Genomic DNA, 9,020 nt, shown 5'->3' on the forward strand with positions numbered 1-9,020 from the left:
CTCACTTTCCTCTGACGGCGTAAATGCCCGGCGCGTTGCGCCAATAGCCTTTGTAGTCCATGCCGCCGCCGAACAGGAAGCGATCGGGCGCTTCGAGACCAGTGAAGTCGGCACGCATGCCGGGCCGCGCCTTGCGTTCATGCTGCTTGTGCACCAACACGGCGGTCAGCACCATGGCGGCGCCGGCCTCACGCACGCTCTGGCAGATGGCATCGAGCGTGTAGCCCTCGTCGAGCACGTCATCGATCACCAGCACCGTGCGGCCGGCCAGATTCTGCGCAGGGCGCACGCGCCAGTCGAGCCGACTGCCGGAGAGCGCATGGCCATAGCGCGTCGCGTGCAGGTAGTCGAGCTCGAGGGGGAAGTCGAGCAGCGGCAGCAGGCGTCCCGCGACGATCAGGCCGCCGTTCATCACCACAGAAATCAGCGGATTCGCTTGCGCGAGCCGCTGGGTGATTTCACCGGCCATACGCTCGATGGCGGCATCGACCTCGGCGGCGGAAGCGATGCAATCGGCCTCGTTCCTGACCCGCCGTATTTCCTCGAGAAAGCTCTCCTGCATGGACGGTCCAAGCGATTACTGGCGCACCTGGTCGATCAGCAATTGCACGTCGCGTGCGCCTTGTTTGACTTTGACGGCCGGACCGAACAGGTCGCCGGGTTGTGGCATGGCCTGACCGGTGGCCGAGACGCGCGCCTCGACCATCAGCTCTGCAAATTGCGAAGGCTTGCGGTCCGGGCTCATCGCCAGGCTGTCGTCGAGCACGAAGTCGAGCGGTGACTTGCCGAGGGGCACGCGCAACACGGCCACCGGCATGCGCGAACCGTCAGCCGGCCGCGCCACCACCATCAGCACGCCATTGGCGGGAAGCTTGTCGGTCAGCGCGGGGGCGATCTCGACGCGTCCCTTGATCGCCGCAGCCCCGGCTGGTGCCGTCTTATCAGCGCCGAGTTTGGCCGACTGCCGTGGCGTGGGTGCCAAGCCACCCAGTTGCCGGGCTTCGGCGATGTTGGCCTCGATGGCCCTGGCATCCTCCGAGCCCGGTTCGAGCAGCGCAAGCAATGCCTCCCAGTCCGCCACCGCCTTGTCATACTGCTTGGCTTCGAAGGCGGCCGTGCCGCGCAGCCACAGTCCCTGCGGTTGTGCGGGGTCGAGCTTCAGGGCGCGATCCAGAACCGCCAGCGTCTTGTCATCGAAGCCCTGCGCGGCGGCCAATGTATCGGCATAGTCGACCAGCAGGTCGGCGCTTGATTCGAGCAATGGCCCGGTGCGCTCATAGGCACGCACCGCCTCGGGGAAGCGCCCCAGCGCCTTGTAGGAGCGGCCGAGCATCGCCCAGCCCTTGTAGTTCTCCGGCTCGTTCTCCAGCTTGGCGGCAAAATCGCTGACCAGGCGCTCGATCTCGGCCGGTGAGAACTGCTGTTGATGCATGGCGGCGCTCGCCTGCGCGTTCAACGCGGCAGGGTTGCCGAGCAAGAAATAGAGCAGCGCGGCGCCCAGCGGCAGAGTAATGGCGAGCGCGGCCGCAGTCGCGCGGCTGGCGGGTAAGCCGGCGTCCGCAACCCCTGCTTCGGCTTGGCTGTCTTCCAGCAGACGGCGCTGCAATTCGGTCTTGGCGGCGTCGTAATCGGCCTGGGAGAGTTCGCCCGTCGCCAGGTCACGGTCGAGTTCGGCCAGCTCGTCGCGGTAGATCGCGGCATTGATCTCGCGTCGTGATGCTTCGCCAAGCGCGCTCTGCCGCCGCAACGGCCACAGCAGCAAGGCCAGTGTGATCAGGGTCAGCGCCGCCGCGCCGATGAGGAAAAAGGTCATGGCTGGTTTTCCTTTAACCCAGATTGTCCATTGGAACACGAGCGGGTTTCGATGGCGAGGGCGAGCAGGTTTGTGCCCCCGCGACGAGCCAATAACCGTGTCTATTGGCGAGGAGCGGGGGCGCAAAGACGCCGCCCGCAGCCCGATACCCGCCGTGTAGGGCGCTGAAATGATCGTTACGCATGCTCATCGTGAATCAGCCCGGTCTAATGGACAATCTGGGTTTAAGAGCGCCTCGGCGCGTTGACGCTCCTCTTCGGTCAGCGGCACTTCCGTGAGCTGACGATTGCGGCGGCGCAGGTAGCGCATCAGGGCAAGAATGCCGGCGATCAGCAGCAGGAACGGCCCGCCCCAGAGCAAATAGGTCACCGGCTTGACCTGCGGCCGATAGAGCACGAAATCCCCATAGCGGCTGACGAGGAATTCCTTTACCTCGTCGTCCGTCTTGCCGGACTTGATCAACTCGCGCACTTCCTGCCTGAGATCCTTGGCGAGATCGGCTTGCGATCCGGCGAGCGATTCGTTCTGGCAGACGAGGCAGCGCAGCTCCTCGGTGATCTTCACCATGCGCTGTTCGACGGCCGGGTCCTCGGCGAGCGGCGCGGCTTCCTTCGCCGACGCGCCTGGCGCGAACACGAGCGCCGCCATGACTGCAATGAGCCACTTCATTGGTTGAGCTCCTTGACGAGCGGCAGAATCTTCTTTTCCATCACTTCGGGCGTGATCGGGCCGATCTGCTTGAAGCGGATCACCCCGGCCTTGTCGATCAGATAGGTCTCCGGCACGCCATAGACGCCGTAATCGATACCGACGCGGCCGTCGGCATCGAAGGCCGACAAGAGATACGGGTCACCGAAGCGCGCCAGCCAACGCAGGCCGTCTTCGCGCTTGTCCTTGTAATTGAGCCCGACGACCGGTGGCAGTAGCCCTTTCTTCGCATACTCGACGATCACCGGGTGTTCCTCGCGGCAGGAGACGCACCATGAGGCCCAGACGTTCAACAGCCAGACGCGCCCCTGCATCTCTTTGGGAGAAAACTTTGCCGCCGGATCGGCGAGCTGCGCCACTTCGAAGGCGGGTGCGGGCTTGCCGATCAAGGGGGAGGGCACTTCGCGCGGATTGAGATTCAGGCCCACGGCGAGCAGGCCGACGAGAAGGATGAAGATGACCAGAGGCCAGGTGAATTTGTTCATGCCGCAGCTCCTGCCGGAACGCTGCTCGCCGCGCGCTTGACGCGCAGGCGATAGCGGCGGTCGCTGGCGGCGATGAAACCGCCGAGCGCCATCAGCAGACAGCCGCCCCAGATCCAGTCCACGAAAGGCTTGTAATAGACACGCACTGCCCAGGCGCCGTTTTCCTTGTCGCCGGTGAGCGGCTCACCCAGCGAGACGTAGACGTCGCGGGTGAAGCCGGCATCGATCGCGGCCTCGGTCATCGGCATCGAGCCGAGACCATAGTCGCGTTTTTCCGGATGCAGCGTGCGCAGCAAGCGACCATTGCGGGAGAGTTCGAAACTGCCCACCGACGCACGATAGTTCGGGCCGTCTGCCTCGCGCACGCCGAGGAACTTGAACTCGTGGCCACCGACGCTGACCGTGTCGCCCGGCTCCATGCGCACATCGCGCTCTTCTTGATAATTGGAGACCATCGTCACGCCGACGACGAAGGCCGCGAGACCGAAGTGGGCGAGCTGCATGCCCCACCAGGAACGCGTCGGTGCGCCGGGCTTCCTCAAACGGTCTGCGGCTTGCAGCACGAGCGCGGCGACCATCCAGCCGACCAGCGCCAGCCCCAGCGCCACGGCGCCGTTCCAGCCGCCGGTGAGAGGAGGCAAAGCAATGCCGGCCGCCACGGCGACGATGGCCGCCGGCCAGAGCCTGGCGAGGATGGTTTTCAGGTCGTCGTGCTTCCAACGCGCGACCGGCCCGATGGCCACCAGGACCAGGAGGGGCAGCATGATCGGCACGAACACGGCGTTGAAATAAGGCGGGCCGACGGAGATCTTGCCGAGACCGAAAGCATCGACGATCAGCGGATAGAGCGTGCCGAGCAGCACACTGGCGGCGGCGACCACCAACAGCACGTTGTTGACGAGCAGGAAGGTTTCGCGCGAGACGAGTGCGAAGCCGCCGCCCAAACTGACCTTTGGCGCGCGTGCTGCGAACAGCAGCAGCGAACTGCCGACGACGATCGCCAGCAGGATCAGGATGAAGATGCCGCGGCGCGGGTCGGTGGCGAAGGCATGCACCGAGGTGAGCACGCCGGAACGCACCAGGAAGGTGCCCAACAACGACAACGAGAAAGCGGCGATCGCCAGGAGCACCGTCCAATTCTTGAAACTGCCGCGCTTTTCCGTCACCGCCAGCGAGTGGATCAGCGCGGTGCCGATGAGCCAGGGCATGAAAGAGGCGTTTTCGACCGGGTCCCAGAACCACCAGCCGCCCCAGCCGAGCTCGTAATAGGCCCACCAGGAGCCGAGCGCAATGCCGAGCGTCAGGAAGATCCACGCGGCGGTGGTCCACGGGCGCGACCAGCGCGCCCAGGCGGCATCGAGCTGGCCGGCGATCAGCGCCGAAATCGCAAACGCAAAGGCGACCGAGAAGCCGACATAACCCATGTAGAGCATCGGCGGGTGATAGACGAGCCCCGGATCCTGCAGCAGGGGATTGAGCGAGCGACCTTCGGCCGGCGGCGGGAAGACCCGGTCGAAGGGGCTCGACGTGAACACGATGAAGGCAAGCAGACCGACCATCACCAGGCCGAGCACGCCGAGCACGCGGGCGACCATCGCTTCGGGCAACTGACGCGAAAAAACCGCGACGGCCAGCATCCAGCCGGCGAGCATCAGCACCCAGAGCAACAGCGACCCTTCGTGCCCACCCCAGACCGCGGAGAGGCGATACATCGTCGGCAACTGCGTATTCGAGTGCGCGGCGACGTAGAGGACGCTGAAATCGTTGCTGTAAAACGCCCAGGTCAGGCAGGCGAAAGAAAAGGCGATCAGCAGGAAGACCGCGACTGTCGCCGGCCGGGCCAGCGCCATCCATTGACGCTGGCCGCGCTGGGCGCCGGCCAGGGGCAGGATGCCCAGCGCCAGCGCGACGAACAAGGAAAGCAGCAGGGCGAAATGCCCGAGTTCTGGAATCATCGCAACGCCTTATTGTTGGAGGGTTTTCTGGGCCTTCTGGGCTTGTTCTATCGCGTGACCCGCTTCGGGCGGCATGTAATTTTCATCATGCTTGGCGAGCACTTCGGTGGCGGTAAAGGTGCCGTCGGGGTTCATGCGGCCCTGCGCCACCGCTCCCTTGCCTTCCTTGAACAGGTCGGGGAGGATGCCGGTGTAGGTGACTTTCACGTCGCGGGCCGTGTCGGTGATGATGAAGCTGACGGTCAAGTTGTCCCGCGTGAGCGAGCCTTCCTTGACCATGCCGCCGACGCGAAAGGTCTTGCCCTGCGGCGCCTTGCCGGCCGCGATCTCGGAGGGCGTGACGAAAAAGGCGATGCTGCTGTCGAGCGCGTTCAGCACGAAGGCGGCGGCCAGCCCAAGGGCAGCGAGTCCGCCGACGATGAGGGCGATGCGTTTGTGACGTGGTTTCATGACGTGGTTTCGAGAGATTCGGCCAGCCGCTCACGGCGCAGGATGCGCAAAATGTTCTTGTGACGCTGGCGGACCAGGATTGGTTCCATGATCATCAGCACGGCGCAAACGCCGAAGCTGCCCCAGACATAGAGGCCATAGCCGCCCATGGCGAAGAATTCGGCGGGCGATCCCCAGTTCATGCGTTCGACCCTTTCACTTCCGGCAGTTCCTTGACCCATTCGGTGTGTGCCTCGCGTTCGAGGATGATCGCGCGCACCCGTGTCAGGATCACGGCGATCGCATACATCCAGAATGCCAGCGCCATGATCAGCATGCCCCAGAGCATCGTCGTCGCCATCGCCGGCGCCTTGTTGATCGCCACCGAGGCGCCCTGATGCAGGGTGTTCCACCATTTGACCGAGAAATAGATGATCGGCACGTTCACCACCCCGACCAGGGCGAGGATGGCGCCGGCCTTGTCGGCGCGCCGCGCGTCGTCGATCGCGGCCTGCAGGGCGATGAAACCGATGTAGAGGAAGAACAGGATCAGCGAGGAGGTGAGCCGCGCATCCCATACCCACCACGCGCCCCACATCGGCTTGCCCCAGAAGGCGCCGGTCCACAGGCTCAAGAAAGCCATCAGCGCGCCGGTCGGCGCGATCGCCTGCGCCATCATCCCGGAAAGACGTGTATTGAGCGCCAAACCGATACCTGCCCAGCCGGCCATCACGCAGTAGAGAAACATCGACATCCAGGCCGCCGGCACATGGATGAAGATGATCCGGTAACCCTCGCCTTGTTGAAAGTCGGTCGGTGCGACGAAGAAGCTGATGTAGAGCCCCACGACCAGGAAGATTGCCGCCAGCGTCCAGAACCACGGGATCATCTTCCCGGCGAGGGGATAGAAGCTCTGTGGGCTGGCGAACTTGAACCAGTTGATGATCTTGTTGTTGCTCACTCCAGTGCGATCCTCAAGGCGGCCGTGGTCGCCCACGGCGCGAAAAACAGTGCCAGCGCCAACAGCGCGGCCAGCAAAGACAGATGGCCGGCGGGGCTCAAGCCGGAGACGACCATCTCCACCGCCCCGGCGCCGAAGATCAGCGTCGGCACGTAGAGCGGCAACACCAGCAGGGACAGGAGCACACCGCCGCCGCGCACGCCGAGCGTCAGTGCCGCACCGATCGCACCGATCAGCGACAGCAGCGGCGTGCCCAGCAGCAAGGCAACCACCAAGATGCCGAGCGCCTCGCTATCGAGATCGAACTGGATGCCCAGCACCGGCGAGAGCAATACCAGCGGCAGTCCCGTGGTCAGCCAATGCGCGATGATTTTACCCGCGATCAGCAGGCCCAATGGGTTGGGCGAGAGCGTCATCTGCTCGAGCGTGCCGTCGGCGTGGTCGGGCGCGAACAGGCGCGATAAGCCCAACATCGTCGCCAGGAGCGCCGCCACCCAGAGGATGCCCGGCGCGATCTTCCTCAGTAAGGCCGGCTCGGGGCCGATACCCAGCGGAAACAGGCTGACGACGATGATGAAGAAGAACAGCGCGGTCAGCACCTCGCTCTTGCGGCGCATCGCCAGCAGCAGGTCGCGGCGGATGACGGCCAGCACCGCCTTCATGCGCCCACCTTGAGAACTTTGCCATTCGGCAGCGGAATGCTTTGGTGGCTGGTCAGGATCACGATACCGCCGCCCCTGACGTGCTCGACGATCAGGCCGGAGAGCAGTTCGACGGCCTTGACATCGAGCGCGGTGAACGGCTCGTCGAGGATCCACAATGTGGCCTTGCGCACTGCCAGGCGCGCCAGCAGCACACGGCGCTTCTGCCCGGCAGAGAGGAAGCGTACCGCCAGATCCTCGCGGCCTCTCAAGCCGAAGCGCGCCAGGGCGGCGAGCCCTTCGGCTTCTGAGAGCGCGACCCCGTCGAGTTCGGCGGCGAAGGTGAGGTTTTCCAAAGGCGTGAGCTCTTCCTTGACGGCGCCGTGGTGGCCGAGGAACAGCAAATGACGGTGATATTCCTCGGCCAGTTGCCGGATCGGCTCGCCCTGCCAGCGCACTTCGCCGGCCGCCGGCGGCGACAGGCCGGCAAGGATGCGCAGGAGGCTCGTCTTGCCCGCACCGTTCTCGCCCTGCACGTGCAGCCACTCGCCGGGACCGACCGCGAGATCGAGCCCGGCAAACAGGCGGCGTTCGCCACGAACGCAGGAAAGGTCGCTAGCCGTGAGCATGGAGGGCGCATTTTGCCTGATCATCGCCGTCGATGGCTTAATGCGCGTCAAGCGTTTATAGCTCAAGGAGACCTGCGACTGGCGGGAACGTTGCTGCCTCGGGCGGCGTTGGGACGATACTTGGCGGCTCTCGTAACCATCATCCAACAATGGTTTTTATGAAAGGCATAAAAACCATTGTTTGCTGCGCTGCGACAAAACTGCCTATACTCTTCGATGTCACGAACACGCGCGGGGCGCAACCCTGCGTGTGGCAGTCTGAAAAGGTGATACGCCGCCTTTTCGCCCCGTCGGCTGGAAAACCACCGGCCGCGCCGTGATGGCCGCCGAAGCACATGCCCGCAAGGCGTGGGTTTCGAGCGGCCGGAATTCGCTGTGTGCAAGGTTCGCGCCCGTCACCGACGGGCAGTGGCGGGTGCGCAGGGTTTTTTTGATCACGGCGCGGATTATTGCGGCGCGCCAATTGTAACGGGGTGGTGCGAGCTTCATGGAATCGGTGTCGAATCTGGCGGTGGCGGGTGGATTCATGGCGGCGTTGGGAACCGTCCTGGCGGCGATTCTCGCGTTTGCCAACCGCAAGCTCTTCGTTCGCGAAGACCCGCGTATCGAGCAGGTCGAGGAGCTGCTTCCCAAATCGAATTGTGGCGCCTGCGGTCAGCCGGGCTGCCGCGGCTTCGCCGAAAAGGTAGTGGCGGGAGAGGTCGTGCCCGCGCAATGCACGGTGAGCTCACCGCAGCAACGCAAGGACATTGCCAACCTGCTCGGCGTCGATCCCGGCAACATCGAAAAGAAGGTGGCCCGGCTCGCCTGCGCCGGCGGCCGTCATGTGGCCTATCAGCGCGCGCGCTATGCGGGTCTGAAGACATGTCGCGCCGCAGCGGTGGTCGGTGGCGGCGGCAAGGAATGCGCCTGGGGCTGCCTGGGGCTGGGCGACTGCGAAGCGGTGTGCGATTTCGATGCGCTGCATCTCGACGAGCATGGGCTGCCGGTGGTCGATGCCGACAAGTGCGCGGCCTGCAACGACTGCGTCGAGGTCTGTCCCAAGGGGTTGTTTTCGCTGGAGCCGGTCAGCCGCCAGCTGTGGGTGGCGTGCAAGAACCATGCTGATGGCGACACCGCCGAACGGGCCTGCGAGGTGGCCTGCACCGCCTGTGGCAAATGCGTCGCCGATGCAGCGCCAGGGCTGATCCGTCTCGACGACAACCTCGCGACGGTTCGCTACGAACTGAACCAGTGGGCGACACGCACGCCGATCGAGCGCTGCCCGACCGGCGCGATCGTCTGGTTCGAAACGCCGAACAAGCCCGTCAAGGGTGCGGCGGCGAAAAAGATCCTGCGGCAGGATGCCCTGCCCTTGCTGCAATAAATATCCTCAACCAGAGGGAGTGGAGAAATGTTG

The 9,020-nt window shown here is 64.5% G+C and carries 11 protein-coding genes; 1 reads left to right on the plus strand and 10 read right to left on the minus strand.

Annotated features, from left to right (window positions below; genetic code table 11):
• Position 1: 1 nt before the first annotated feature.
• From M52SOB_RS12970 to ccmA, 10 genes are all read right to left on the minus strand, one after another.
• Complete coding sequence (locus M52SOB_RS12970; protein WP_131112198.1) at positions 2 to 562, minus strand: hypoxanthine-guanine phosphoribosyltransferase; 561 nt, start codon at positions 560 to 562, stop codon at positions 2 to 4.
• Positions 563 to 577: 15 nt separating this feature from the next.
• Complete coding sequence (ccmI, locus tag M52SOB_RS12975; RefSeq protein WP_131112199.1) at positions 578 to 1,813, minus strand: c-type cytochrome biogenesis protein CcmI; 1,236 nt, start codon at positions 1,811 to 1,813, stop codon at positions 578 to 580.
• Positions 1,814 to 1,999: 186 nt separating this feature from the next.
• Entirely contained in the window at positions 2,000 to 2,482 is a 483-nt protein-coding gene (locus M52SOB_RS12980) for a cytochrome c-type biogenesis protein (RefSeq protein WP_131112200.1), read from the minus strand.
• A complete protein-coding gene (locus M52SOB_RS12985) occupies positions 2,479 to 3,006 on the minus strand; it encodes a DsbE family thiol:disulfide interchange protein (protein WP_131112201.1) in 528 nt (175 codons plus the stop codon). Before M52SOB_RS12985 ends, M52SOB_RS12980 begins: the two co-directional genes overlap by 4 nt.
• Positions 3,003 to 4,961 carry a heme lyase CcmF/NrfE family subunit gene (locus M52SOB_RS12990; RefSeq protein WP_131112202.1) on the minus strand — a complete coding sequence of 653 codons (1,959 nt, stop codon included), beginning with the start codon at positions 4,959 to 4,961 and terminating at the stop codon, positions 3,003 to 3,005. Before M52SOB_RS12990 ends, M52SOB_RS12985 begins: the two co-directional genes overlap by 4 nt.
• Positions 4,962 to 4,970: 9 nt before the next feature.
• Positions 4,971 to 5,411, minus strand: coding sequence for a cytochrome c maturation protein CcmE (gene ccmE / locus M52SOB_RS12995; protein WP_131112203.1), 441 nt, complete (start codon positions 5,409 to 5,411; stop codon positions 4,971 to 4,973).
• A complete protein-coding gene (ccmD, locus tag M52SOB_RS13000) occupies positions 5,408 to 5,593 on the minus strand; it encodes a heme exporter protein CcmD (RefSeq protein WP_131112204.1) in 186 nt (61 codons plus the stop codon). The genes ccmE and ccmD overlap by 4 nt, the downstream gene beginning before the upstream one ends.
• Positions 5,590 to 6,351 carry a heme ABC transporter permease CcmC gene (gene ccmC, locus M52SOB_RS13005; protein WP_172601850.1) on the minus strand — a complete coding sequence of 254 codons (762 nt, stop codon included), beginning with the start codon at positions 6,349 to 6,351 and terminating at the stop codon, positions 5,590 to 5,592. Before ccmC ends, ccmD begins: the two co-directional genes overlap by 4 nt.
• Positions 6,348 to 7,013 (minus strand): heme exporter protein CcmB, encoded by a 666-nt coding sequence (gene ccmB / locus M52SOB_RS13010; protein WP_131112205.1) that lies wholly within the window; start codon positions 7,011 to 7,013, stop codon positions 6,348 to 6,350. Before ccmB ends, ccmC begins: the two co-directional genes overlap by 4 nt.
• A complete protein-coding gene (ccmA, locus tag M52SOB_RS13015) occupies positions 7,010 to 7,621 on the minus strand; it encodes a cytochrome c biogenesis heme-transporting ATPase CcmA (protein ID WP_131112206.1) in 612 nt (203 codons plus the stop codon). The genes ccmB and ccmA overlap by 4 nt, the downstream gene beginning before the upstream one ends.
• Positions 7,622 to 8,108: 487 nt before the next feature.
• Between ccmA and M52SOB_RS13020 the strand changes: the two genes are divergently transcribed.
• Positions 8,109 to 8,987, plus strand: coding sequence for an RnfABCDGE type electron transport complex subunit B (locus M52SOB_RS13020; RefSeq protein ID WP_131112207.1), 879 nt, complete (start codon positions 8,109 to 8,111; stop codon positions 8,985 to 8,987).
• Positions 8,988 to 9,020 lie beyond the last annotated feature (33 nt).

It is taken from the genome of Sulfuricystis thermophila (assembly GCF_004323595.1).
In the GTDB taxonomy this organism is placed as follows: Bacteria; Pseudomonadota; Gammaproteobacteria; order Burkholderiales; family Rhodocyclaceae; genus Sulfuricystis; species Sulfuricystis thermophila.